Source organism: Pantoea sp. AS-PWVM4, from assembly GCF_000468095.1.
Classification (GTDB): Bacteria; Pseudomonadota; Gammaproteobacteria; order Enterobacterales; family Enterobacteriaceae; genus Pantoea; species Pantoea phytobeneficialis.
Genome location: NZ_ASZC01000003.1, coordinates 352,335 through 375,992, shown reverse-complemented (window position 1 = coordinate 375,992; position 23,658 = coordinate 352,335). Strand labels below are relative to the sequence as shown.

24 protein-coding genes, 2 tRNA genes and 1 other RNA gene are annotated in these 23,658 nt (G+C 52.8%); 13 read left to right on the top strand and 14 right to left on the bottom strand.

Going from position 1 to position 23,658, the window contains the following annotated elements:
• Positions 1 to 237: 237 nt before the first annotated feature.
• Positions 238 to 645 carry a histone-like nucleoid-structuring protein H-NS gene (gene hns / locus L579_RS04330; protein ID WP_036625038.1) on the top strand — a complete coding sequence of 136 codons (408 nt, stop codon included), beginning with the start codon at positions 238 to 240 and terminating at the stop codon, positions 643 to 645.
• 98 nt (positions 646 to 743) lie between these two features.
• Here the strand turns inward: hns and L579_RS04325 are convergent, their stop codons facing one another.
• From L579_RS04325 to rssA, 5 genes are all read right to left on the bottom strand, one after another.
• Positions 744 to 1,751: an NAD-dependent epimerase gene (locus L579_RS04325; RefSeq protein WP_021183057.1), complete on the bottom strand. Its 1,008-nt coding sequence runs from the start codon at positions 1,749 to 1,751 to the stop codon at positions 744 to 746.
• Positions 1,752 to 1,765: 14 nt separating this feature from the next.
• The gene (locus tag L579_RS04320) at positions 1,766 to 3,106 is read right to left on the bottom strand and encodes a UDP-glucose dehydrogenase family protein (protein ID WP_021183056.1); all 1,341 of its coding nucleotides are present in this window, start codon (positions 3,104 to 3,106) and stop codon (positions 1,766 to 1,768) included.
• A 23-nt stretch (positions 3,107 to 3,129) separates the two neighbouring features.
• Positions 3,130 to 4,038, bottom strand: a complete 909-nt coding sequence (galU, locus tag L579_RS04315; RefSeq protein WP_021183055.1) for a UTP--glucose-1-phosphate uridylyltransferase GalU — start codon at positions 4,036 to 4,038, stop codon at positions 3,130 to 3,132.
• 194 nt (positions 4,039 to 4,232) lie between these two features.
• Positions 4,233 to 5,249: a two-component system response regulator RssB gene (gene rssB / locus L579_RS04310; protein ID WP_021183054.1), complete on the bottom strand. Its 1,017-nt coding sequence runs from the start codon at positions 5,247 to 5,249 to the stop codon at positions 4,233 to 4,235.
• Between the two features lie 102 nt (positions 5,250 to 5,351).
• A complete protein-coding gene (gene rssA, locus L579_RS04305; protein WP_036625018.1) occupies positions 5,352 to 6,257 on the bottom strand; it encodes a patatin-like phospholipase RssA in 906 nt (301 codons plus the stop codon).
• A gap of 94 nt (positions 6,258 to 6,351) precedes the next feature.
• On the opposite strand from rssA, the gene L579_RS04300 reads away from it, so the two are divergent.
• The 5 genes from L579_RS04300 (at position 6,352) to L579_RS23175 (ending at position 8,240) form a co-directional block, all read left to right on the top strand.
• Positions 6,352 to 6,807: a YchJ family protein gene (locus L579_RS04300; protein ID WP_036625016.1), complete on the top strand. Its 456-nt coding sequence runs from the start codon at positions 6,352 to 6,354 to the stop codon at positions 6,805 to 6,807.
• Positions 6,808 to 6,864: 57 nt separating this feature from the next.
• Positions 6,865 to 7,713, top strand: coding sequence for a formyltetrahydrofolate deformylase (gene purU, locus L579_RS04295; RefSeq protein WP_021183052.1), 849 nt, complete (start codon positions 6,865 to 6,867; stop codon positions 7,711 to 7,713).
• 144 nt (positions 7,714 to 7,857) lie between these two features.
• A tRNA-Tyr gene (locus tag L579_RS04290) sits at positions 7,858 to 7,942 on the top strand.
• A gap of 42 nt (positions 7,943 to 7,984) precedes the next feature.
• A tRNA-Tyr gene (locus tag L579_RS04285) sits at positions 7,985 to 8,069 on the top strand.
• Positions 8,070 to 8,111: 42 nt separating this feature from the next.
• Positions 8,112 to 8,240: non-coding RNA, RtT sRNA (locus L579_RS23175), on the top strand.
• A gap of 15 nt (positions 8,241 to 8,255) precedes the next feature.
• Here L579_RS23175 and L579_RS04280 read toward each other — a convergent pair.
• On the bottom strand, positions 8,256 to 9,149 hold the full coding sequence (locus tag L579_RS04280) for a LysR family transcriptional regulator (RefSeq protein ID WP_021183051.1): 894 nt from the start codon (positions 9,147 to 9,149) through the stop codon (positions 8,256 to 8,258).
• Between the two features lie 101 nt (positions 9,150 to 9,250).
• On the opposite strand from L579_RS04280, the gene L579_RS04275 reads away from it, so the two are divergent.
• Both L579_RS04275 and xthA read left to right on the top strand, forming a co-directional pair.
• The gene (locus L579_RS04275; protein WP_021183050.1) at positions 9,251 to 9,880 is read left to right on the top strand and encodes an NADPH-dependent F420 reductase; all 630 of its coding nucleotides are present in this window, start codon (positions 9,251 to 9,253) and stop codon (positions 9,878 to 9,880) included.
• 149 nt (positions 9,881 to 10,029) lie between these two features.
• Entirely contained in the window at positions 10,030 to 10,836 is an 807-nt protein-coding gene (gene xthA, locus L579_RS04270; RefSeq protein ID WP_021183049.1) for an exodeoxyribonuclease III, read from the top strand.
• Positions 10,837 to 10,868: 32 nt separating this feature from the next.
• Here the strand turns inward: xthA and L579_RS04265 are convergent, their stop codons facing one another.
• The 4 genes from L579_RS04265 to L579_RS04250 form a co-directional block, all read right to left on the bottom strand.
• Positions 10,869 to 11,165, bottom strand: coding sequence for a YnjH family protein (locus L579_RS04265; protein WP_021183048.1), 297 nt, complete (start codon positions 11,163 to 11,165; stop codon positions 10,869 to 10,871).
• The gene (locus L579_RS04260; protein WP_021183047.1) at positions 11,165 to 13,093 is read right to left on the bottom strand and encodes a DNA topoisomerase III; all 1,929 of its coding nucleotides are present in this window, start codon (positions 13,091 to 13,093) and stop codon (positions 11,165 to 11,167) included. The genes L579_RS04265 and L579_RS04260 overlap by 1 nt, the downstream gene beginning before the upstream one ends.
• 22 nt (positions 13,094 to 13,115) lie before the next feature.
• Positions 13,116 to 14,159 (bottom strand): selenide, water dikinase SelD, encoded by a 1,044-nt coding sequence (selD, locus tag L579_RS04255; protein ID WP_021183046.1) that lies wholly within the window; start codon positions 14,157 to 14,159, stop codon positions 13,116 to 13,118.
• A gap of 152 nt (positions 14,160 to 14,311) precedes the next feature.
• A complete protein-coding gene (locus tag L579_RS04250; RefSeq protein ID WP_021183045.1) occupies positions 14,312 to 14,863 on the bottom strand; it encodes an NAD(P)H nitroreductase in 552 nt (183 codons plus the stop codon).
• A gap of 169 nt (positions 14,864 to 15,032) precedes the next feature.
• Between L579_RS04250 and sppA the strand changes: the two genes are divergently transcribed.
• From sppA to pncA, 3 genes are all read left to right on the top strand, one after another.
• Positions 15,033 to 16,889 carry a signal peptide peptidase SppA gene (gene sppA / locus L579_RS04245; RefSeq protein WP_021183044.1) on the top strand — a complete coding sequence of 619 codons (1,857 nt, stop codon included), beginning with the start codon at positions 15,033 to 15,035 and terminating at the stop codon, positions 16,887 to 16,889.
• Positions 16,890 to 16,974: 85 nt separating this feature from the next.
• Positions 16,975 to 17,988: an asparaginase gene (gene ansA / locus L579_RS04240; RefSeq protein ID WP_036625011.1), complete on the top strand. Its 1,014-nt coding sequence runs from the start codon at positions 16,975 to 16,977 to the stop codon at positions 17,986 to 17,988.
• A gap of 16 nt (positions 17,989 to 18,004) precedes the next feature.
• Positions 18,005 to 18,613 (top strand): bifunctional nicotinamidase/pyrazinamidase, encoded by a 609-nt coding sequence (gene pncA / locus L579_RS04235; protein ID WP_036625009.1) that lies wholly within the window; start codon positions 18,005 to 18,007, stop codon positions 18,611 to 18,613.
• 35 nt (positions 18,614 to 18,648) lie between these two features.
• Here the strand turns inward: pncA and L579_RS04230 are convergent, their stop codons facing one another.
• Both L579_RS04230 and msrB read right to left on the bottom strand, forming a co-directional pair.
• Positions 18,649 to 18,930: a YeaC family protein gene (locus L579_RS04230; protein ID WP_021183041.1), complete on the bottom strand. Its 282-nt coding sequence runs from the start codon at positions 18,928 to 18,930 to the stop codon at positions 18,649 to 18,651.
• 2 nt (positions 18,931 to 18,932) lie between these two features.
• Positions 18,933 to 19,343 (bottom strand): peptide-methionine (R)-S-oxide reductase MsrB, encoded by a 411-nt coding sequence (gene msrB / locus L579_RS04225; protein WP_021183040.1) that lies wholly within the window; start codon positions 19,341 to 19,343, stop codon positions 18,933 to 18,935.
• A 339-nt stretch (positions 19,344 to 19,682) separates the two neighbouring features.
• On the opposite strand from msrB, the gene gapA reads away from it, so the two are divergent.
• Entirely contained in the window at positions 19,683 to 20,681 is a 999-nt protein-coding gene (gene gapA, locus L579_RS04220) for a glyceraldehyde-3-phosphate dehydrogenase (protein ID WP_021183039.1), read from the top strand.
• Positions 20,682 to 20,764: 83 nt separating this feature from the next.
• Positions 20,765 to 21,640 (top strand): D-hexose-6-phosphate mutarotase, encoded by an 876-nt coding sequence (locus L579_RS04215; protein ID WP_021183038.1) that lies wholly within the window; start codon positions 20,765 to 20,767, stop codon positions 21,638 to 21,640.
• A gap of 21 nt (positions 21,641 to 21,661) precedes the next feature.
• Here L579_RS04215 and L579_RS04210 read toward each other — a convergent pair whose 3' ends face one another.
• Complete coding sequence (locus tag L579_RS04210) at positions 21,662 to 22,513, bottom strand: aldo/keto reductase (RefSeq protein WP_036625119.1); 852 nt, start codon at positions 22,511 to 22,513, stop codon at positions 21,662 to 21,664.
• Positions 22,514 to 22,598: 85 nt separating this feature from the next.
• On the bottom strand, positions 22,599 to 23,348 hold the full coding sequence (locus L579_RS04205) for a MipA/OmpV family protein (RefSeq protein ID WP_036625007.1): 750 nt from the start codon (positions 23,346 to 23,348) through the stop codon (positions 22,599 to 22,601).
• Positions 23,349 to 23,658: the final 310 nt, after the last annotated feature.

Sequence of the window (23,658 nt, the reverse complement as noted above, 5' to 3'; positions counted from 1 at the left end):
TTCATTTTTATTCCTTTAGCGGATCAACTGCATGCCTTCAGCGCACCTTTGAACCACAAACTTTAAGGGCTATCGAATACAATGTGACAAGTTAAATAGACTACATCTGTCGCTAAAATGCCTTCTGCGTTTTAATTTACGTTTTACTTTTTAATCTGGCTATTGCAGTTATTTTTTTCCGCCACTATTATGAGCTGGCAGAACAACTCCCATTAAATATATTTTGAGATTAGGACAATGAGCGAAGCACTTAAAATTCTTAATAATATCCGTACATTGCGCGCACAGGCTCGGGAATGCACTCTGGAAACTCTGGAAGAGATGCTGGAGAAACTCGAAGTTGTGGTGAATGAACGTCGTGAAGAAGAGTCTCATGCGCAAGCAGAAAATGCCGAGCGTACGCGTAAACTCGAACAATATCGTGAGATGCTGATTGCTGATGGTATCGACCCGAATGAGTTATTGCAGGCTTTATCAGAAACTAAAGTTGCGGGTAAAACCAAGCGCGCAGCTCGTCCGGCAAAATATCAGTATGTTGACGAAAATGGTGAAACCCGCACCTGGACTGGTCAGGGTCGTACACCAGCCGTGATTAAAAAAGCGATTGAAGAACAAGGCAAACAGTTGGACGATTTCCTGCTGTAACCCCACCAGTGCTTAGCAATTTTTGTGATTACACACCCATTTGGTGAATTCACCAGGTAAAAAAAAGGAAGCCTGAGGCTTCCTTTTTTCATGCATGATTACGCGTGGTAAAATTCACGATACCAGTCAACAAATTGCTGCACGCCTTCAGCGACGCTGGTTTGTGGCCGGAAATTGATCGCATCATACAATGGTTGCGTATCCGCGCTGGTCTCCAGCACATCTCCCGGCTGCATCGGCATCAAATTCTTATTTGCTTCGATGCCCAAGGCATTCTCCAGTGCCTTGATATAATCCATCAGGCTCACTGGCTGGCTATTTCCGATGTTATACACGCGATAAGGTGCTGAACTGCTTGCTGGCGTTCCGGTCTCCACCGTCCATTGCTCATCGGGTTGCGGAATCACATCCTGCAAACGCACAATGGCCTCGGCAATATCATCAATGTAGGTGAAGTCGCGTTTCATTTGCCCGTTGTTGTAAACATCAATGCGCTCACCTGCCAGCATTGCGCGCGTAAATTTAAACAACGCCATATCAGGACGTCCCCACGGACCGTATACCGTGAAGAAACGTAAACCGGTAGTGGGCAATTGGTAGAGATGCGAATAGGTGTGCGACATCAGCTCATTGGCTTTTTTGGTCGCCGCATAAAGTGAAACAGGATGGTCAACCGAATCATCAGTTGAAAAAGGCATTTTGCGGTTCAGACCATAAACTGAACTGGACGAGGCGTAAAGCAAATGCCCAATTTTATGGTGGCGACAACCTTCAAGAATATTCAGGTGCCCGATCAAGTTTGCATCGGCATAGGCATGTGGGTTTTCGATGGAATATCGTACCCCTGCCTGCGCGCCTAAATGAATAACCCGATCGAAACCTTGCTGCTCAAATAAAGAAGAAATGGCCTGGCGATCTGCCAGGTCCATTTTGCTAAAGCTGAATGCGGGATGTTGCGCTATCTGGTCAAGGCGAGCTTGTTTCAGGCCGACATCATAATAGTCATTAAGGTTGTCGATGCCGACAACCTGGTGACCGGCAGCCAGCAGACGCTGACTCACATGAAATCCAATAAAACCTGCTACACCGGTAACCAGAAACTTCATACATCCCTCATCTATTACGCAATTTGAATTGAAGCCCCGCGGCCGATTGCATAATAAACGAAACCGCGTTTGCTGATACGCTCCGGATCATACAGGTTACGACCATCAAAAATCACGGGTTGTTTTAATGCTGTTTTAATCACATCAAAATCAGGGGCACGGAAGTTTTGCCATTCAGTGCAAATCACCAGGCCATCAGCTCCCTGCAACGCCGCTTCTTTGGTACCCATAAGCTTCAGGTCGCTACGGTGTCCGTAGATACGCTGTGCTTCATCCATCGCTTCCGGATCGAACGCCTGAACGGTAGCACCTGCTTCCCATAACGTTTCAATCAGTACACGGCTGGAGGCTTCACGCATATCATCAGTGTTCGGTTTAAATGCCAGACCCCACAGAGCAAAGGTTTTACCACGCAAATCATCGCCGAAGTGACGTTTGATAAAGGTGGGAAGTTTACTTTTCTGTGAATCATTCACATCTTCAACCGCCTGCAACAGACGGGGTTTGTAACCGATAGACTCTGCTGTGCGGATCAGCGCCTGCACATCTTTCGGGAAACAGGAACCACCATAGCCACAGCCCGGATAGATAAAGTGGTAGCCAATACGGGAATCAGAACCGATACCCTGACGCACCTTCTCAATATCCGCACCCAGTCGTTCAGCCAGGTTAGACATCTCGTTCATAAAGCTGATTTTGGTGGCAAGCATGCAGTTTGCTGCGTATTTGGTCAGCTCTGCACTACGGATGTCCATCAAAATCATACGATCGTGATTACGGTTGAACGGCTCATACAGCTCGCGTAACAGCTCAACCACGTCGTCATTGTCGGTGCCAATAACGATGCGCTCAGGACGCATGCAGTCATTAACCGCTGCACCTTCCTTGAGGAATTCCGGGTTTGAAACCACATCAAACGCGATATTAGCATCACGTTTTTTCAGGGTTTCGGTCATCACTGCGCGCACTTTATCAGCAGTACCGACCGGTACTGTCGACTTATCGATAACCACTTTGTGATCATTCATATGTTGCGCAATGGTACGCGCAACCGCAGTCACATATTTCAGATCGGCAGAACCGTCCTCATCCGGGGGCGTCCCCACCGCGATGAACTGCATCACACCGTGGTTGACACCCTCTTCCGCGTTGGTGCTGAACTTAAGGCGACCTGCCTCATAGTTCGACATCACCAGCGGGGTTAAACCGGGTTCATAAATCGGAATGATGCCTTTTTTCAGGTTTTCGACTTTTTTCGCGTCGACATCAATACAGAGAACGTCATGTCCGACTTCGGCTAACACCGCAGCCTGAACCAGACCGACATAGCCGATACCAAATACAGTGACTTTCATTGAATTATCCTGTTTTTAATGGATTACTTTTTGTTTCCTACAGCGCCTTCAAGCCATTGGGTGAAATCTTTACCCAGAACCGGATGACGAACACCGTATTCAACAAAAGCCTGCATATAACCCAATTTGTTACCGCAGTCGTGGCTCACACCTTTCAGGTGGTAAGCTTCAACGGTCTCTTTTTCCATCAGCATGGCAATGGAGTCAGTCAGCTGAACTTCACCACCTGCACCCGGAGGGGTTTTTGCCAACAGAGGCCAGATATCAGCAGACAGTACATAACGGCCCACTACCGCCAGATTTGACGGGGCTTCAGCGGCTTTCGGCTTCTCAACCACACCGACCATCGGTGCGCTTTGACCCGGAGCCAGATCGGCGCCTTTGCAGTCAACCACGCCGTATGCCGTCACGTCTGCAACCGGCTCAACCATAATCTGGCTACGGCCACTTTCTTCATAACGAGACAGCATTTCTGCCAGGTTGTCTTTCGTCGGGTCGGACTCGTACTCATCGATGATCACGTCCGGCAGAATGACTGCAACCGGCTCATCACCAACCAGCGGGTGTGCACACATCACAGCGTGGCCCAGACCTTTGGCGATACCCTGACGAACCTGCATGATGGTGACATGCGGCGGGCAAATAGACTGGATTTCATCCAGCAGCTGACGCTTAACACGTTTTTCCAGCATCGACTCCAGCTCAAAACTGGTATCAAAGTGGTTCTCGATGGCGTTTTTAGAGGAATGGGTGACCAGCACGATCTCATTAATGCCGGCAGCGATACACTCGTTCACGACATACTGGATCAACGGCTTATCAACCAGCGGTAACATTTCTTTCGGGATAGCTTTGGTGGCTGGCAGCATACGCGTGCCCAGGCCAGCTACAGGGATTACCGCTTTTTTTACTTTTGACTTAAAGGCAGACATCAAGATACCTCTCTTATAGGCCGCTCAAGTTAATACTTGATATGTCGGTTTAAAAATCGAAATTGAGTATATCAGTTACTCTTTGACGGATTTATCCTGGATGAAGTTAATCCGCGGAATTTAAGACTATTACCCAAGTGTAAAGCTAAGCCCTGGTCCTGTCTTCAACCCGCGAAAAATATAAATGTAATCGTTTATTCTTCAGCCGATAACATCAGGCGGAGTCGGCCACCAGCGCCCCATACGTGGCACTGCCAGGACTCGGCGCGTTGGCTAATTTGATTAAGATGCGTACTCCCCATAGTGCCAAGCGGTACGCCATTACTGAGTTGAATTTGATGGGTGTTAATGTGCAGGGTGGCATTCAGACCGGCTGACACCAGAATAAGGTTTTTCAGCTGCCGATGGTAATAACCCACCAGCAGCGGGAATTGACCATTAAGGTTTGCCTGCCGCAACAACATATTGACCTGACGCAGCAGACCATTTAACTCAGGCAACCGCTGCTTCTGACCGGAAAGTTGTTCCTGCAACAAGCCATTGAATAACGCACGCAGCAACAAGGCCGCCAGTACGCCATTATCGCCCGCCCGGGTGACGTCCAGACAATAAAACGCCAGATCTTTATCTGACAGGGCAGCAATATCCAACACCAGGCCCGGCTGTTCTGCCATAGTGAGTTGTCGGTAATTGATTCGGCAATTGGCAATATTTTGTTGGACCGGAGGCTGCAATTGTTTCAGTAACTTTGCCGCCGCCAGAGGATCGCTCACCAGCGCATCCCAGTCCTGAAAAAGTTGTTCGTCTTCCTCAACTTTTGAGGTAAACATCGAAGGATAGAGGCATTCGTACACCGCTTCGCGAAAACGATCGAGATTTCTCAGCGGTTTAAGCAGTACATCCTGAACGCCAAGGCGTAACACATGGGCAATATCCGCCATGTTCTGGGTAGCGGATATGATGAGGATTGGCACGCTGTTACCCCGGCTGCGGATGCGTTCCACGAACTGAATCCCACCCATACGCGGCATTTCCAGATCGCAAATGACCAGATCAACCGCCTGTGCAGTGAGCAGCGTCAGCCCATCAAGACCATCTCCGGCCTGCATGGTCTGCGCGCCAAGACTGATTAAAAAGTTATCAAGCAACGAACGGAAAACGACCTCATCTTCGACAATGAGTATCTTTTTGCCGATTAGCGGTTTTTCCATTCTCTCCCCCTGCGTACCAGACATTTCAATAGTGGTTCATAAAACGCAGTTGTGCCTTTCAGAATTAACCGAAGTCACAACACCTGTGAATGAACAACCTGACTATCTGCTACGGACCAGCGGTAATAGTTCATCCATTTTTTTCTCGACGGCGGCCTTGCCTGCCGCGATGGCCTCTTCAGCCCGGTGAAAGTCCAGCGTAGAAATTTGCGGACAAAAGGGTTGAATCAGCACATCCGGCGGATCGCCTGCCATACGATTGCGCTTCAGGCGATTTTCCAGCACCTGGATGGAGGTCGACATAATCTCCATAGCACCAGGCGTTTGATTTGCACGACGCTGGGTAAGTCCCAGTAGTCGCTGACGTAATTTTTTACCCCAGCTCAATGCTTCTGCTGCCGCCTGCTCCTCACCACTCTGCGGCGTCACTGACAGTAAATCCTGCTGCATCAGATGCGCATCATGCTGGAGATCGACAGCAATCACGATGTCAGCCCCTAACGCACGCGTAAGCGAAATGGGTACCGGGTTGACCACCGCACCATCGACCAGCCAGTACCCATTGTAGCCAACGGGTGGTAATAAGCCTGGCATACTGCATGATGCGCGTACCGCCTGATGCAGGTCGCCATCGGTTAACCACAACTCACGACCGGTACTAAGATTGGTGGCAACGACACCGAAAGGTTTTTCGCATTGCTCAATTAATTCATGGGGTATCAGCTGCCGAACATGGCTGAACACGCGATCACCGCGCAATAGTCCGCCACGTTGCCATGAAAGGTCCATCAGGCGAATCACATCCCAGTAGCGAAAGGCGCTGACCCAGCGTTCCATCATACCAAGACGGCCACTGACATACGCTGATCCCACCAACGCCCCCACCGAACAGCCGGCAACCACATCAATCTCGACCCCGGCCCGTTCTAACGCATTGATCACGCCAATGTGCGACCAGCCTTTGGCGGCACCTGAACCCAGGGCCAGCCCGATCCTCACCTTTCTCATCTCACCTCGGGATTTACCTGGTACGTAGCTTCGCGCCCGACAGTCAGCTACCATAGCGCGCAATCTTTAACTTTAATCACTTTGTGGAGATGACGTGTCCGAAACGTGCCCCTGCTGTAGCGGAAAGCAGTATAGCCTATGTTGCCAACCCTTTCTGACCGGGCAGGCTACCCCGGCTAGCGCCGAACAGCTGATGCGCTCACGCTACACGGCATACGTGGAGAAAAACGCGGCATGGTTGGTCGCAACCTGGCACTCCAGCCAACGTGTGGCCGAACTTGAGACGTTATTATCTGAAAGTTTTTCCGGTACTGAATGGCTGGGCCTGAATGTAACCCGTTGTAATCAGGGAAGCCATCAGAATGAAGCATTCGTGACCTTTTTTGCGCGATACCTCGAAAAAGGACGCACATCGGCCATCTATGAATGTTCACGCTTTCTTCGTGAGGATCAACGCTGGTACTATGTGGACGGAACAACGCCCCCACTGGGGCGAAACGATCGCTGTCCTTGTGGCTCCGATAAAAAATACAAAAAATGTTGTGGCTGATGTGGACATCTGCCCAACAGCATTACCATTCATCGCTTTGACAGGACTCTGATCGAGATGCAAGCGCAAACCATGCAACGAAAAGTTTTACGTACCATTTGCCCCGATGCGAAAGGTCTGATCGCCAAAATCACCAACATTTGTTACAAGCATGAACTCAACATCGTGCAGAACAACGAATTTGTCGATCACCGTACCGGGCGCTTTTTTATGCGCACAGAGCTTGAAGGCATTTTCAACGACAACACCCTGCTTGCGGATCTTGATAGCGCCTTACCGGCGGGTTCAATTCGCGAACTGAACAGCGCAGGTCGCCGTCGTGTGGTGATCCTGGTGACCAAAGAGGCGCACTGCCTTGGCGATCTGTTGATGAAAAGCGCCTTTGGTGGTCTTGATATGGAAATCGCTGCGGTGATTGGCAACCATGAAACGCTGCGCTCGTTGGTTGAACGCTTTGATATTCCCTTTGTGCTGGTCAGCCATGAAGGTCTGACGCGCGAAGAACACGACAACCGCATGGCGGATGAGATTGATCGTTATCAACCCGATTATGTGGTGCTGGCGAAATATATGCGCGTCCTGACGCCCGCGTTTGTGCAACGCTACCCGAACCAGATCATCAACATTCACCACTCCTTCCTGCCGGCGTTTATCGGTGCACGCCCCTATCATCAGGCGTATGAGCGTGGTGTGAAAATCATCGGCGCGACCGCGCATTATGTGAACGACAATCTCGATGAAGGTCCGATCATTATGCAGGATGTGATCAACGTTGATCACAGCTACACCGCTGAAGAGATGATGCGCGCCGGTCGCGATGTAGAGAAGAATGTATTGAGCCGTGCACTGTATAAAGTGCTGGGTCAACGCGTGTTTGTATACGGCAACCGCACGATCATTCTTTAACCACTTTGGCGCTGAACTGCGCAAGCCTTCAGCGCCACGAGTAAAAAGTGGGCAATCGATTCATAAATTTAGTGCGGGCGCTTTACAGATGAAGCGCATTTGGTATTATGCGCCCCGCTTTCAGGCGTAATGATTCAGGCCAGTGGTGGGATTCCCGAGCGGCCAAAGGGAGCAGACTGTAAATCTGCCGTCACAGACTTCGAAGGTTCGAATCCTTCTCCCACCACCATCTGAATCGCCGCGACCTGTTGCCACAATATGCCTTATCCCTGGTGGGATTCCCGAGCGGCCAAAGGGAGCAGACTGTAAATCTGCCGTCACAGACTTCGAAGGTTCGAATCCTTCTCCCACCACCATCCGAATATTCTCCCTTGTTCCTGACTTTCACTCACATTCCCCATATCGCTGATTGGAGAAGGATGAGAAGCTTCGACCGAAGGTTCGGGTCGAGCCACGCGAGACAACGCGCTTTAGCGCGGCCCGAAGGGTGAGGCGCTTTGCGCCGAATAATCCTTCTCCCACCACCATCCGAATATTCACCCTTATTTATTCGCAAACTCAGTCCTCACCGCATCAACAAAACAACGTATCTTGGTCGTTTGCTTACGCGCCGATGGCACCAGTATATGCATTGGGCGAGAGGGTCCGCTGTAATCCGGCAGCACCCGCACCAGACGTCCTTTATCGATTTCCTCTTTAAGCACATCTTCTGGTCCAAGAGTCACACCATAACCCTCAAGTGCAGCATGCATCAGGGCTTTCCAGTCGTTGGAGCGTAAGCGCCCTTCCGGCCTGACCTCTTCAATCTTACCCGCTTTATGAAAGATCCAGCGACAGGGCATCGTGGCTGACCAGTAGCCATAAACCAGGCAGGCGTGGTGTTGAAGTTCTGCCGGTGTCTGGGGCATGCCATGACGCGCAATGTAAGACGGGGCTGCACAGGCAATCAATCGATAGGGTGCCAGCGGCCAGGCTACCATAGCGCTGTCGGCCAACTCCCCAATGCGGATCAAAACCTCCGCTTCTTCCTCCGTGGCATTGATGATTCTGTCACTCAACGTCAGTTCGACCTGTACTTGTGGCCAGGCAGCGAGGTAACGGCTGATGAAAGGCGAGAGTGTGTATGACCCAAAGGTCACCGGGGCATTCACACGGATAATACCGGAAGGCGTGGCCTGCATATTCAACACTACGGCATCCGCCTCCTCCACTTCGGTCAGCACCACGCGGCAACGCTCATAGTAGCGACGGCCGATTTCAGTCAAATGCTGACGTCGCGTGGTACGATTGATTAGTGCAGCACCCAGTCGTGTCTCAAGCGCTGCAATGTGTTTAGCCACCATCTGTGGTGACATCTCCAGTGCATCAGCAACAGCGGCAAATGACCCTAATTCAGCGGCTTTGACGAACACCTTCATCCCGGCCAGTTTGTCCATGATTCCCTCCTGAGAGTTGTTTTTAAAACAACATTAATGCGATTTATCTTCTTATGGGAGGGAATCATATTACAACTCACAACAACCCGATGGAGTGAAAAATGAAGACAGGAATTATTGGTGCTGGATTCGTAGGCCGGGCGATCGCCAAATTAGCCATTCAGGCCGGTCATCAGGTCATGCTCAGTAACTCACGCGACCCGCAAACGCTGTTCAGCCTGCGCCCGATGATCGGTTGTGAGATTGGCACAGCACGGGAAGCCGCCAGCTTCGGTGATATCGTCATTATCGCGGTGCCGCTGACCGCCATTGATGCTCTGCCTGCCACTGAGATTGGCAGCAAGCCCGTCCTTGATGCGGTGAATTACTATCGCGAACGCGACGGCGACATCGCCGAATTATCTTCCCGCGCCACTACCACCAGCGAACTGCTGGCCCGTTACCTGCCAGAGGCACGGATCACCAAAGCCTTCAACGCCATTCCAATGACCCAGTTGGAGAGTGACGGTCAGGCCGCAGCCACATCCGGTCGACGCGCCCTGCCGGTAGCCGGTGACGATGCAGAAGGTAAAGCAATCGCGGTCGCGTTATACGACGCCTTCGGCTTCGATGCCGTTGATGCCGGACCACTGGCTGAAGGGTGGCGTTTTGAACGCGGCATGCCGTCTTATTGCGTGCGAATGAACAGCAGTGAATTGATTGCCGCACTGGCCCGGGCTGTCAGATTCTGAAGCACAGCGGCGTGATTTATCGCGCATTTTCAGCACGGAAAAACCGCGCGATATATCGCGCCGCTACGCAATGCCGCTTCTGACCATGACATTTACCACAAAACTCGCTACCATCCCGCCATACTTTTGCGGATAAAAATGGTAGCGAAATGAAATTTGTCTCATTTAACATCAATGGTTTGCGTGCGCGCCCTCATCAACTTGAAGCGCTGGTGGAACAGCATCAGCCGGACGTGATTGGCTTGCAGGAAACCAAGGTCCATGACGACATGTTCCCGCTTGAAGAGGTCAGTAAACTCGGTTACCACGTCTTTTATCATGGACAAAAAGGCCATTACGGGGTCGCGCTACTGACCAAAGCCGAGCCGGTCGCGGTACATCGCGGCTTCCCGCTTGATGGCGAAGATGCCCAGCGCCGTCTGATTATGGCTGAAATCCCCAGCCCGATTGGTAATATCACGGTGATCAACGGTTACTTCCCGCAGGGTGAAAGCCGCGACCATCCGATCAAATTCCCGGCAAAAGAGAAGTTTTATCAGGATCTGCAAAGCTACCTGCAAACTCAACTGGCAGCAGACAAACCGGTGCTGATTATGGGTGATATGAATATCAGCAGCACCGATCTCGACATCGGCATCGGTGAAGAGAACCGTAAGCGTTGGCTGCGCACCGGTAAATGTTCATTCTTGCCGGAAGAGCGTGAGTGGATGGACCGCCTGCTTAACTGGGGGCTGGTTGATACCTGGCGTGCACAATTCCCGGAAACAACTGACCGTTTCTCATGGTTTGATTACCGCTCCAAAGGCTTTGATGATAACCGCGGTCTGCGTATCGATTTGCTGCTGGCCAGTCAGCCTCTGGCATCGCGTTGTATCGACAGCGGTATTGATTACGACATCCGCAGCATGGAAAAACCGTCGGACCATGCGCCGGTATGGTCAACCTTTAAATTGTGATGACGCTGCGTGGCCTGCTCAGGCCACGCGACTTATTTGATAATTTTCCAAATCAATGGATTAGTACCCATCACTTTCTCATCGCGCGAACATTGCAGCAGCACACCTTCCGCTTTGACTACCGCCCCCTCCGAGTAGCTCCGATTCTCATAGGTACAGCATTGCAGACAGTTGCTCTGCTGATTATTTTGCCCCTGCGTCCAGACTTCTGGCGGCATATCCACCACCACGTCGGTGTTACCCGTGCGGCCAGAATCAGGGGTGCGATTCGCCTGTGCCGCGCTGCTCAACAACAGAACGCCACTCAGCAACACCATCAGATATCGCATCACTCGGTCTCCTTCATTTTGCGCCGGGCAGGTTTGCGTGTCCGTTTTTTCTCACTCGCGCCCCCGCTTGCGGCAATGCCACGAAATGCCTGTAGCGATGGCTGCTGGCGCGCCTGGCCAATCAGGCCAATTAAGGTGCTGACCAGCGGTTGCATAAACTCATCGTAACGACAGGCTTTTTCACTGATGCGGGTTAGCGTCGATTCCCAGTGGGCAGTCATATCAGGCCGTGCCGCCATTTCCGGCAGCGCATGGATCAATGCCCTGCCCGCCTCGGTAGAGTGAATATAGCGGCCCTTTTTCACCAGGAATGTTCGCCGGAACAATAATTCAATAATGCCGGCTCGCGTCGCTTCCGTTCCTAAACCATCGGTCGCACGTAGCACTTTCTTTAGATCTTTATCCTGCACAAAGCGTGCGATGCCGGTCATGGCTGAAAGCAACGTGGCATCAGTGAACGGACGGGGTGGCTGCGTCTGCTTTGCCAATACTTCACCACGTTCACATAACAGTTCGTCGCCTTTACTGACCACCGGCAATGGCGTGCCGTCGTTCTCTTCATCGCGCTCCTTGCTACCAAGCAACGCTCGCCAGCCCGCTTCCGCCAGGAAACGTGCCTTAGCAACGAATTTGCCACCCGCAATGTCGAGATCAATCACGCACTTGCGAAACACCGCGTCGGGACAGAACTGCATCAGGTACTGACGCGCAATCAGGCCGTAGATATTGGCTTCATTTTCACTGAGATTTACCTTACTGGCGCGTGCGGTCGGGATGATGGCATGGTGAGCATCGACTTTCTTGTCGTCCCAGCAACGGTTGCGCTGTTCAGGGTTGAAATCAGCCGGTGGTGTCATATCCGGTTGATGGGCCTGAATGGCGTTCAGCACCGCATGACGCCCGGCAAAGTGTTCTTCCGGCAGGTAACGGCAATCTGAACGCGGATAGGTGATCAGCTTGTGGGTTTCATACAAACGCTGGCAGCAATCCAGAACGTTTTGTGCGCTCAGGCCGAAGCGTTTTGCCGCTTCAATCTGCAAACTGGAGAGGGAGAACGGCAGCGGCGCGATTTCTGATTCCCGTTTATCGTTATAGGCGGTGACCAGCGCCGGTTGGCCGTTAATGCGCTCCAGCACATGATCCGCCAGTGGGCGGTGCAGCAAGCGCCCTTCCTCATCCTGCCAGGGTTCACAGGCATCACTCGGCACCCAACTGGCGACAAAACGCTCATCCTTTGGCGTGACAATATGTGCTTTGACTTCGAAATAGTCCTTCGGGATAAAGTTCTCAATCTCTTCATCGCGTCGTACCACCAGCCCAAGCACCGGCGTCTGTACCCGACCGACCGACAACACACCGTCATAGCCTGCATTACGCCCTAACAGCGTCCAGGCACGGGTCATGTTGATGCCATACAACCAATCGGCACGGGCGCGTGCCAGCGCCGAAACACATAACGGGATAAACTCACGGTTTTCACGCAGGCGGCTCACTGCGCGTTCCACCGCCTGCGGGTTGAGGTCGTTAATCAGGCAACGTTGTACTTTCTGGCGCTTTTCCGCAGGCAATTGCAGGTAATCAATCACCTCATCCACCAGCAATTGTCCTTCGCGATCCGGGTCGCCCGCGTGAACCACTTCGGACGCTTGCGCCAACAAGCCTTCAATGACTTTAAGTTGTTTCGCCACCGAGGGCCGCGGCTGGAGCCGCCACTTCTCAGGGATAATCGGCAAGTCAGCCAGATTCCAGCGCGCATAACGGCTGTCGTAGCTATCAGGTTGCGCCTGTTCCAGCAAATGCCCGACGCACCAGGTGACAACCTGATCATTACCGCAGGCAATATAACCATCGCCGCGTCGATGGGGTTTAGGCAACACGTCGGCGATGGCACGTCCGAGGCTCGGTTTTTCTGCAATAAACAAACGCATGAATGGCGTCGATCCTTAAACGTCAGTTAACTACGGTAATCAGCGGATGATTGGGTTCGGCGTCATACAATTCGCCAATCGCGGTGGGCGTCACACCGGCCAGCATGGCACAGCGGTGAAAGGCTTCAACTTCAGAAGGCTGTACCGCCACCAGTAAACCACCGGAGGTTTGTGGGTCACACAGTAGCGCACGCGTCGCGTCATCCAACGGCGACACATGGTGACCGTAGCTGGCAAAATTACGACTGGTTCCTCCCGGTACGGCACCGGCAGCGATATACCCGTCCACACCCGGCAGGCGTGGCACCTGGGTCGAGTTCACCTCAGCACGTAAACCGGAACCCTGACAGATTTCACTTAAATGCCCCAACAGACCAAAACCGGTGACATCGGTCATTGCAGTCACTCCGGCGAGCTGGGCAAACTCCGCACCCACCTTATTCAACTGACACATCACTTCCGCCGCCAGCGAGTGATGTTCCGGTCGTAACAGCCCTTTTTTCTCGGCGGTAGTCAGAATACCAATGCCGAGCGGTTTGGTCAGGAACAGCTGGCAGCCAGGCTGGGCTGCGCTATTTTTCTTCACCCGCGCCACATCAACGATGCCCGTTACGGCGAGGCCAAAAATCGGCTCAGGTGAATCGATCGAATGACCGCCCGCCAGCGCAATGCCGGCGGCCTGGCATGCCGCACGACCGCCCTCAACCACCTGCTGCGCGACCTCGGGGCTCAGCACATTCACCGGCCAGCCAAGAATGGCGATCGCCATAATCGGCTTACCGCCCATTGCATAGATATCGCTGATGGCATTGGTGGCAGCGATACGGCCAAAGGTGTGGGGATCGTCAACAATCGGCATAAAGAAGTCGGTGGTGCTGACCACCGCACTGCCATTGCCCAGGTCATAAACGGCGGCATCATCGCGGGTTTCGTTCCCCACCAGCAGATGGGGATCGTGGAAGGCGCTCAGTTCACTATGCAGGATGGTTTCCAGCACCTGGGGTGAGATTTTGCAGCCACAGCCAGCGCCGTGGCTGTATTGGGTCAGGCGAACAGGGTCACTCATGGCGGGTTCCTTATGCACTGGCAGATAGCGCTATGTTAGCCTGGCTGCCAGCCTGAGGTAAGTGGTGCGCAATCACAGCTCGATCAATCGCACACGCGGTGTGCAATATTTGCAACGCCGCTCAGCCTGACGGAGAAACCCGCGGGTGTCTGTCAGAAATAACTGACAAATTCCGCCGTGTCAGGGGGCAGAACCGTGGTGCTGGATTTTAACTGCGGCGTACCGAGATACAGAAAACCGACAATCGCATCCTGCTCCCGACAGCCGAAGGCGTCACGCACCTGCGGATGATCGGTCCAGGGACCACTGCGCCAGATGCCATTGAAGCCCTGCGCGGCTGCCGCCATCTGCATCGCCATCACCGCACAGCCTGCGGAAATCAACTGTTCCCAGCGTGGCACTTTAGGATGTTCTTCACAACGTGCGACCACCGTGATGATCATCGGTGCCCGGAACGGCGATGAGCTGGCTTTCTCGATGGCCTTGTCATCCATCGCGCTGGCACGCGCGGCCTGCTCCAGCAGCGTGCTCAAGCGCTCACGTCCCTCTTTCTCGACGATGATGAAGCGCCAGGGTTGCAGGGTGCCGTGGTCCGGCGCGCGCATACCGGCGCGCAGGATGTTTTCCAGCACCTCACCTGCCGGGGCGGGATCCGCCAGACGTGAGGCTGAACGGCGATTAACTAACAAATCAAGTGCATCCATTATCTTCTCCCTTGGAAAAAAACGTTGTCTAATCCTGGCATACCACGATCTTTTGTAACAGTCTGGCGCGATTTCCTGCTGACTTTTAACACGCTGCTCTTTAGGATGTGGTCGATATCGAGGCGGCTGGCGTGCTGGCTGTCTTCGGCTACGTGAATATGGAGAGTCTATGCGCACATTGTGGCGAATTATTGCTGGCCTGTTCCGCTGGGGCTGGCGGGTGCTGAATTTTATCCGGGAATTTATCCTTAATTTATTTCTGATTGTGTTGATCCTGGCGGGTGTGGGGATCTGGTTACAGGTGAGCGGTTCCGGCAGCAGCGAACCGGTCCAGCAGGGCGCATTGAAAGTCGATCTTACCGGGGTGCTGGTGGACAAACCTTCGGTCAGCAACCGTCTGAGCCGGATTGGCCGTCAGTTGCTGGGTACCAGTAGTGATCGTCTCCAGGAAAACTCGCTGTTTGATGTGGTCGATGCCATTCGTCAGGCAAAAAGTGACAAAAACATCACCGGCATCGTGCTGGATCTGCGTGATTTTGCCGGTGGCGATCAGCCGTCATTGCAATACGTCGGTAAAGCGCTGCGCGAATTCCGTGACAGCGGCAAACCGGTCTACGCGATTGGCGATAGCTACAGCCAGGCACAATATTATCTGGCGAGTTACGCCAACAAAGTTTATCTCTCGCCGCAGGGCACCGTTGATCTGCACGGTTTCGCCACTAACGGCCTGTACTACAAAACCTTGCTCGACAAGCTGAAGGTTAACTCACATGTCTTCCGCGTCGGCACCTATAAATCGGCGGTCGAACCGTTCCTGCGTGACGATATGTCACCAGAAGCACGCGATGCCGATAGCCGTTGGATCGGTCAGCTGTGGCAGAACTATCTGAACACCGTCTCCGCGAACCGTCAGATTACCCCGGAACAGTTGTTCCCGGGTGCCGCCGGTATCATCAGCGGTTTGCAGGCGGTACAGGGTGATACGGCAAAATATGCGCTGAACAACAAGTTGGTCGACGCGCTGGAAAGCCGTGCTTCTGCTGATCAGGAGCTGATCAAAACCTTCGGCTGGGATAAACAGAATAACGATTATCGTAACGTCAGCATTTACGATTACACCGTTAAGCAACCCACGCAGCAGGATGGCAATATCGCCGTGGTGATGGCGAGTGGCGCGATTATGGACGGTGAAGAGACCGCCGGAAACGTCGGTGGCGACACCACCGCTGCACAGATCCGCGATGCGCGTCTCGATCCGAAAATCAAAGCGATCATTCTGCGCGTCAATAGTCCTGGTGGCAGCGTGACCGCGTCAGAAGCCATCCGCGAAGAACTGGCTGCTGCCCATGCGGCGGGTAAACCGGTAGTGGTGTCGATGGGCGGGATGGCCGCGTCTGGTGGCTACTGGATCTCCACCCCGGCGGATTACATTGTGGCTAACCCCAGCACGCTGACCGGTTCGATCGGCATCTTCGGCGTGATCAATACCGTTGAGAACAGCCTGAGCACCATTGGTGTGCATACCGATGGCGTTGCCACCTCGCCGCTGGCTGACGTCGCCACCACCAAAGCGTTACCGACGGAAGTGCAGCAACTGATGCAACTGACTATCGAGAATGGCTATCGTAACTTCGTCGGTTTAGTGGCGGCTTCGCGTCATAAGACGCCAGAGCAGATCAATGAGATAGCCCAGGGCCATGTCTGGACCGGCAGCGATGCCAAAGCTAACGGGCTGGTGGATGCGCTGGGCGACTTTGATGATGCCGTCAGCAAAGCCGCTGAACTGGCGAAAATCACCACGCCGCAATTGAGCTGGTATCAGGATGATCCGGGCATGCTGGATCTGCTGCTGAATCAGATGAGCGCGTCTGCCAGCGCCATCATGCCGGAAGCCTTAAAAGTATGGCTGCCTGCGCCGATGTTGGATGTTATGAGCGCAATGAAAAAACAGCCCGGTCTGTTTGATAACCTTAACGATCCGCAAAATCGCTACGCGTTCTGCCTGAACTGTGGCCAGGTAAAATAATCTTTACAGCCCGGCCGCTGGTCGGGCTGCTTTTCCCCGGTAATCCCCTTATACTGCGCGTTTTACGGCAAGTCTGAGTTCATTCATGCAAAAGAAAAATATCTATGTAGCCTACACGGGCGGGACCATTGGTATGCAGCGTTCGGCACACGGCTACATTCCGGTTTCTGGCCATCTGCAACAGCAACTGGCAAATATGCCCGAGTTCCATCGCCCGGAAATGCCCGATTTCACCATCCACGAGTACCAACCGTTGATGGATTCTTCCGATATGACGCCGGAGGACTGGCAGGCCATCGCCGATGATATCAAACAGAATTACGATCAATACGACGGCTTTGTGATTCTGCATGGCACAGACACCATGGCGTTCACCGCTTCGGCCCTCTCCTTTATGCTGGAGAATCTCGCCAAGCCGGTGATTGTGACCGGCTCGCAAATCCCGCTGGCCGAGTTACGCTCAGACGGTCAGCAAAACTTGCTTAACTCATTGTATGTCGCGGCCAATTATCCGATTAATGAAGTCGCGCTATTCTTTAATAACACGTTGTTCCGTGGCAACCGCACCACCAAAGCCCACGCCGATGGTTTTAATGCGTTTGCCTCCCCTAACCTGTCGCCGCTGTTGGAAGCCGGTATCCATATTCGCCGCCTGAATACCCCTCCAGCTCCCAAGGGTACAGGTGACTTGATTGTTCACCCGATCACCCCGCAACCAATTGGTGTGGTGACGATTTATCCGGGGATCTCTGCCGAGGTGGTACGTAACTTCCTGCGTCAGCCGGTGAAAGCCCTGATCCTGCGTTCTTACGGCGTTGGCAATGCACCACAAAACGCGGAGTTTCTGGCTGAACTGCAACAGGCCAGCGAGCGCGGCATTGTGGTGGTCAACCTGACGCAATGCATGTCCGGTAAGGTGAATATGGGGGGTTACGCCACAGGGAATGCGCTGGAGCATGCCGGGGTGATCAGTGGTTTTGATCTCACGGTGGAAGCAACATTAACAAAACTTCACTTTTTACTGAGTCAAAACCTCACCAGCGCGGAAATTCGTGCCAGAATGCAACAGAATTTACGTGGCGAACTGACAGAAGACTGATACGGAGCGAGATGTGATGAAGCGGGCACTGATAATCATCGATATACAGAACGATTTTTGCCCCGGCGGCCCCATGGCCGTACGCGAAGGTGACCTGACCGTTGCCGTTGCGAATCGCTACGCGCGTGAGTTTCGTGCCCGGGGCGAGTGTGTGGTGGCATTGCAGGACTGGCATCCGAATAATCATGGCAGCTTTGCGTCGGTATCGGGTGAGCCGGTTTATACCCTGGGTGAGCTGAACGGGCTGGCGCAGATCTGGTGGCCGGATCATGGCATTCAGGGTTCGGCGGGTGCCGATTTCCACCCTGATCTTGATCGCACGCTGATCGATGCCGTATTCCATAAAGGCGAAGATGTTGACGTTGACAGCTACAGCGCCTTTTTCGATAACGGCCACCGGCGCAAAACTGAGCTGGATAGATGGCTGCGCGAGCGTGACATCAGCCATCTGGTGGTGCTGGGTTTAGCAACCGATTATTGCGTTAAATATAGCGTGCTGGATGCGCTGGAACTGGGCTACCAGGTCGAGGTGGTGGAGGAAGGTTGTCGTGGGGTCAATCTCAACCCTGAAGACAGCGCCATTGCCATCGAGCAAATGCGTAACCAGGGTGCCGTCATTATCTGAAAAAGCAGGGCTGGTTTTACAGCCCTGCTTTTTATTCAGTGCAGGTTGATGCGGGTGATATCCGTCTCAATACCGAACTCTTCTTTCAGTTCTTTTTTTGACTTTGTCACCATCTCACCACCTTTGCTGATGGTCATATGCTGCGGCGCATCGTTATGGCGCGCCTGCCAGAGCATCACCAGTTGCAGGCAATTTTCTTTTTGTTCGGGCGTCAGCGCTACCCCATCAGGCCACTTGCCGGTTTCCACCGCCGTGGCAAGACGCTGGTAAACTTCTGGCGTCATCGCCGCCAACATCGCTTCCAGTTCCTGTTTCATGCTTACCCCTGTTGTTGATTGCCCTGATCGTCGGTAAAGTTGAGCGAGGCCGAATTCACACAGTAGCGCTCGCCTGTTGGCTGTGGGCCGTCCGGGAACACATGCCCCAGATGCGCATCACAGTTGCCACAGCGGATTTCAACCCGGTGCATACCGTGGGAATCATCTTCGAGGTAGCGGATAGCGTCATCACTAACCGGCTGATAGAAACTCGGCCAACCGCAGCCCGAGTCATACTTGGTTTCAGAGAGGAACAGCGGTGCGTTACAAACCAGGCAGTGGTAGATGCCCTCCTGCTTGTTATGCAGCAGGGCTCCTGTAAAAGGGGGTTCGGTTCCGCGATGCTGAGTTACATAGCGCTGCATTTCCGACAGCTGCGCGATTTTTTCCGCGGATGCGGTGTCTTTAGCCATTTTGGGATTCCGGAGTGTCATTCTGAAAAAATCGACTAGTATTCTAACAAATGAATAACATCATCCGGGTCTTTTTTCGTGCGAACACATCCGTCCTGCTGACGACAGCACGAATTTGTGATGCCGATCACCCTTTAGATCCCACATCCCTTTATAGTCGGCGATCGGCAAATCTGGCTTTGGAATAATCCCTGTTGCGCAAGCGTTTGCGCAACGAATAATTCCTGTCATTGGAATTGACCTGTCGCAACAATTGACACGATTCCGCTTGACGCCTGGTAAGGTTTTTGTAATTTTACAGCCAACCTTTTATTCACTAACAAATAGCTGGTGGAATATATGACTATCAAAGTAGGTATCAACGGTTTTGGCCGTATCGGTCGCATCGTTTTCCGTGCTGCGCAGCAGCGTTCTGACATCGAAATCGTCGCGATCAACGACCTGCTGGACGCCGATTACATGGCTTACATGCTGAAGTATGACTCTACGCACGGTCGTTTTGACGGCACCGTAGAAGTTAAAGACGGCGCGCTGATTGTTAACGGTAAAAAAATCCGTGTTACCGCTGAGAAAGACCCGGCTAACCTGAAATGGGACGAAGTGGGTGTTGACGTTGTTGCTGAAGCAACCGGTATCTTCCTGACCGACGAAACCGCACGTAAACACATCGCTGCGGGTGCGAAGAAAGTGGTTCTGACTGGCCCGTCTAAAGATGACACCCCGATGTTTGTTCGTGGTGCTAACTTCGACAAATATGCCGGCCAGGACATCGTTTCTAACGCATCCTGCACCACCAACTGCCTGGCTCCGCTGGCAAAAGTGATCAACGACAAGTTCGGCATCGTTGAAGGTCTGATGACCACTGTTCACGCTACCACCGCGACTCAGAAAACCGTTGATGGCCCGTCTCACAAAGACTGGCGCGGCGGCCGTGGCGCTTCTCAGAACATCATCCCGTCTTCTACCGGTGCTGCTAAAGCAGTAGGTAAAGTTCTGCCAGAGCTGAACGGCAAACTGACCGGTATGGCGTTCCGTGTTCCGACCCCGAACGTATCTGTTGTTGACCTGACTGTTCGTCTGGAAAAAGCGGCTTCTTACAAAGAAATTTGTGCAGCGATCAAAGCCGCTGCTGAAGGCGAAATGAAAGACGTTCTGGGTTATGTTGAAGATGACGTGGTTTCTACCGACTTCAACGGCGAAGTGCTGACTTCAGTATTCGATGCCAAAGCAGGTATCGCGCTGAATGACAACTTTGTGAAGCTGGTTTCCTGGTACGATAACGAAACCGGTTACTCCAACAAGGTTCTCGATCTGATTGCTCTGGTTTCTGCTAAATAAGCTAACCAGCACAACAGACAGATCAGACAAGGGGCGACTTAGGTCGCCCTTTTTATTTGGCTAGCTTAAGAGAAGGATTTTGTATGCAAGAGTCGCTTTTTTCGCTACCCGTAGTGCAGCAGATCACCCCTTATCTGTCACAACGTCAGATTGGTGAACTGCCGGTTATTATTGTCAGCCATCCCCGCGTGCGCGCAGCCATTACCTTGCAAGGTGCGCATCTGCTCGCCTGGCAACCCAGTGGACAACAGCCGGTCCTCTGGCTCAGTGAGAAGACGCCTTTTGCTGTCGGCAAGGCGATTCGTGGTGGCGTACCGATCTGCTGGCCGTGGTTTGGCCCGGCGGGTGAACCTGCGCACGGTTTCGCCCGTAATCAATCCTGGACGTTATCCGCGCATGACGAGAATGAAGAAGGCGTCATTCTGACCTTTGCGCTGGAGAGTAACGCACAAACGCTGAAACTGTGGCCGCACGATTTTACCCTGCTCGCTCGCTTCCGTATTGGTGCCCATTGCGAAATTGAGCTGGAAGCGCATGGCGACTTCGCCGCAACTGCCGCGCTGCACAGCTACTTCCAGGTGAGCGATATTGCGGCAACTGAAGTCAGCGGTCTGGGTAACAGCTTCGTGGATAAAGTGAATGACAGTGCGGTCGGCACATCCAATGGTAAGCAGACCTATCCGGGTCGTATCGATCGCGTCTTTACCGCGCCCGAAGATTGCAGCGTGATTCATGATAAAGCGGGCAATCGACAGATCGAGGTGTACCATCACTATCAAAGTGACGTTGTCACCTGGAATCCTGGTCCGGAGCTGTCGTGCAGCATGGGAGATATGGCTAACGACGGTTACAAAACTATGGTGTGTGTCGAAACTGCACGCATTAACCAGCCACTGGTAAGCGCCGGTGAATCCCCTGCTCGCCTCGCCACAACTTTCCGGGTACGCAATAAAGCCTGATAAAACGGCGCACATGCGCCGTTAGACCACATCCAGCGGCAGTTTAGTTTGCGGTGGTGGGAAGGCCTGATTCAGAATGGCCAGTTGTTCACCACTTAACACCACATTAAGCGCTGCCGCATTTTCCTGGACATGCACCACACTGCTGGCTTTCGGTATGGCGATCACCCCCTCTTTGCGAATCACCCACGCCAGCAGCAATTGCGCTACGCTAATGCCCTGCTGTTGTGCAATCTGCTGCACGCGCGGGTCACTGAAGAGCGTCTGGCGCAGGCGTCCAGCCTGGGCCAACGGGCAATACGCCATGATCGGCACATCACGTAACTGGCATTCCGGCAGTAAATCATACTCAATACCACGGGACGCAAGATGGTAAAGCACCTGATTGGTTAAACAGGCCTCTCCACCCGGCTCTCCCCACAGTTCCTGCATATCCTCGGTGTCAAAGTTGGAGACACCCCAGTGGCGAATCTTGCCCTGCTGTTGCAGTGTCTCCATGGCGCGAATGGTTTCCTCCAGCGGCACATTGCCCCGCCAGTGCAACAAATAAAGATCCAGATAATCAGTCTGTAAACGACGCAAGCTGCGTTCGCAGGCATCTATCGCATCAACTTCTCCCGCATTCCACGGATAGACCTTTGACACCAGCCAGGCTCGATCGCGCCGTCCTTTTAGCGCCTCGCCGACAACCATTTCGGCACCACCTTCCGCATACATTTCGGCGGTATCAATCAGTTTAAGCCCAAGGTCGAGGCCTGCCTGCAACGCGGCAACTTCCTGCTGATGTGACGCCGGACTCTCCCCCATGTACCAGGTACCCTGGCCAATGGCTGGGATGGGTGCTTCTCCCCTGAACTGAATCATCTTTGTCATAACCCCCCCAAATGAACCATAACGGTGCGCAACCTTGGTGCGCAGCAATAAAAATGCCCCATTTTGGGGCATATCATTGCAACCATCAGAAGCTGTAGCTGATACCTGTCCAAAGCGTCACTTGCCCGCTCTTATTCACCATTGGACTGTCTTTGATGTCACTACCAAATCGGGTATAACGTCCGGAAACCGTCGCGTTCCAGCTTTGGCTGATCTGGTAACTGGCGTTCATTTCCAGGTAGGGAGACCAACTGTCATCCGGTTGATAACGCGCGATACCGGTACGCGCACTTTCCTGTGATGAGACGCCATAGTAATAGCGGTTTTGATTGGCGCTGTTCCACAAGGCACCAATGCCCGGCGTCAGGCTAAACGCACCAAAATCGAAACGATACAACCAGGTCATATCCCACATCACACCGTTGCTGTTGTTGAGTACATCCCCTAACAGCGCGGTGCGTAAGATGCCCCACTGTGAGATATGGCGATAGCTGGCACCCGCCATCAACGTCATGCGACGCTTGTCGAGTCGCTTCATATCGCTCAGATCATTGTCTTTCGGGTCATACTGCTGTGGCGAACCGAGCACCGTCAACGACAGTTGATCCTGCGGGTCCTTCCACAGGTAGTACCCCCCCTGTAGGCTATGGAACCAGAAGCTGTCGCCTTCATAATTAATCACCGGCACCGGTATATATCGGTCCTGCCCCCCGCGGTAGGGCGATTCGGCGTAAATAACAGAGGCCCCAAGAGATAAGGGATCGGCATACGTGCTGAAAGCCGCAAAATAGCAGGGTGCGAGCAGAGCAAGCGCTTTAAGTTTGAAATGGTTCACAATTTATTCAGTCCATAAATATAACAATCACACGCAGAGTCTAACCAATTTCTCAACAGGGTTTAACTTTTAATGAGGATTGTTGTTAGCCGCAGCAGAATTGTCTGAAACCATCAATACCGCTGTGATTTGAGAGATCGGTTCCCTGTCCCTTATGAGACTTTGTTATTGATATATCGCTAAATAAGGAGAAGAAACGGAGGAAATTTCTTAAATGCCTTCTACAGTTAAAAGTAAGACGAGACTTTTTGTACGAGCAGAGTAACCATAAGAATTGTGTATCCCGATAAAAAATCGTCAGGTTGGCATA